We start from the raw sequence: 2,020 nt of genomic DNA, 5'->3' as shown, positions 1-2,020 counted from the left end.
TGTCGCCAACGACGCCACGGTTAAGGGCGGCACCTACTATCCGCTGACGGTGAAGAAACACCTCCGCGCCCAGGAGGTCGCCGAGCAGAACCACCTGCCCTGCATCTACCTGGTCGACTCCGGCGGCGCGAACCTGCCCAACCAGGACGAGGTCTTCCCCGACCGGGACCACTTCGGCCGGATCTTCTACAACCAGGCCAATCTCTCCGCGAAGGGCATCCCCCAGGTCGCGGTGGTGATGGGCTCGTGCACCGCCGGCGGCGCCTATGTCCCCGCCATGGCCGACGAGAGCGTGATCGTGCGCGAGCAGGGCACCATCTTCCTGGGTGGCCCACCGCTGGTGAAGGCGGCCACCGGCGAGGAGGTCTCCGCCGAGGAGCTCGGCGGCGCCGATACCCACTCGCGGATCTCCGGGGTCACCGACCACTATGCCCTCAATGACGCCCACGCGCTCGGCACCGCGCGGCGGATCGTCGCCAACCTCAACCACCGCAAGCCCAACGAGCTCGACGTCCGCGAGCCGCGCGCGCCGCTGCACGACCCGGACGAACTCAACGGCATTGTCCCGGCGGACACCAAGCAGCCCTACGACGTCCGCGAGGTGATCGCGCGCATCGTCGACGGCAGCGAGCTCGACGAGTTCAAGGCCCTCTACGGCACCACCCTGGTGTGCGGCTTCGCCCGCATCCACGGCTATCCGGTGGGCATCGTCGCCAACAACGGCGTGCTGTTCTCGGAATCCGCGCTCAAGGGCGCGCACTTCGTGGAGCTGTGCAGCCAGCGCGGTATCCCACTGGTGTTCCTGCAGAACATCACCGGCTTCATGGTCGGGCGCAAGTACGAGTCCGGCGGCATCGCCAAGGACGGCGCCAAGCTGGTAACCGCCGTGGCCACCAGCGCCGTGCCCAAGTTCACGGTGATCATCGGCGGCAGCTTCGGTGCCGGCAACTACGGCATGTGCGGACGCGCCTACTCGCCGCGCTTTCTGTGGATGTGGCCCAACGCGCGCATCTCCGTGATGGGCGGTGAGCAGGCCTCGGCGGTGCTCGCGCAGGTGCGCCGCGACGGCATCGAGCGCAAGGGCGGGGAGTGGAGTGCCGACGAGGAAGAGGCCTTCAAGGCCCCGATCCGCGAGCAGTACGAGCGCGAGGGCCACCCCTACTACGCCAGCGCCCGGCTGTGGGATGACGGCGTCATCGCCCCGGCGGACACCCGCATGGTCCTGGGGCTGGGGCTGTCCACCGCGCTCAACGCCCCGCAGCAGCCGACCCGCTTCGGCGTGTTCCGGATGTAGCCACGGGGGAGCCATGAGCGAGAACAGCCTCACCGTCACCACCGATGCCGGCATCGCGCGCATTACCATGGACCGCCCGGCGGTCCACAACGCCTTCGACGACGCCCTGATCGCCGAGCTCACGGAGGCCCTGGTCCGCGTGGGCCGCGACGAGCACGTTCATGCGGTGGTGCTCGCCGCCGAGGGCCGCAGCTTCTCCGCCGGCGCCGATCTCAACTGGATGCGGCGCATGGCGGACTATGACTGGCAGGAGAACTTCGAGGACTCCCGGGGCCTCGGCCGGCTGATGCATACCCTCTACCGGCTGCCCCAGCCCACCATCGCCCGGGTCAACGGCGCGGCAATGGGCGGCGGCGTCGGCCTGGTCGCCTGCTGCGATATCGCCGTGGCCGCGGACACCGCGATGTTCGCCCTCTCCGAGGTGCGCCTGGGACTGATCCCGGCGGTGATCAGCCCGTATGTCGTCAGCGCCATCGGCGAGCGCCAGGCCCGGCGCTACTTCGTCACCGGCGAGCGCTTCGACGCCCGCACCGCCCGGGCCATGGGGCTGGTGCACGAGGTGGTGCCTCCGGAGGCCCTGGAGGACGCCGTCGCGCGCATCGTTGCGGGCCTCCGCGGCAATGGGCCGCGGGCCATGCGCGAGGCCAAGCGCCTGGCCCTCGACGTCTCCCGCGGCGAGCTCGACGAGCTCATGGTCGAGGAGACCGCCCAGCGCATCGCCGACCA

Annotated in this window: 2 protein-coding genes; both read left to right on the top strand. The window is 70.1% G+C overall.

Features of this window, described 5'->3' with window-relative positions; all coding sequences use genetic code 11:
- A partial coding sequence (locus G7A99_RS04385; protein ID WP_163139014.1) for a carboxyl transferase domain-containing protein occupies positions 1–1,294 on the top strand: 1,294 nt, incomplete at its 5' end.
- A 13-nt stretch (positions 1,295–1,307) separates the two neighbouring features.
- Positions 1,308–2,020 (top strand): enoyl-CoA hydratase/isomerase family protein (locus tag G7A99_RS04380; RefSeq protein WP_163139013.1); only part of this gene is annotated, 713 nt, incomplete at its 3' end.

The sequence above is a fragment of the Arhodomonas sp. KWT genome, from assembly GCF_010993615.1.
The sequence above is the reverse complement of the archived record's forward strand: the minus strand, read 5'-3'. Positions and strand labels throughout refer to the sequence as shown.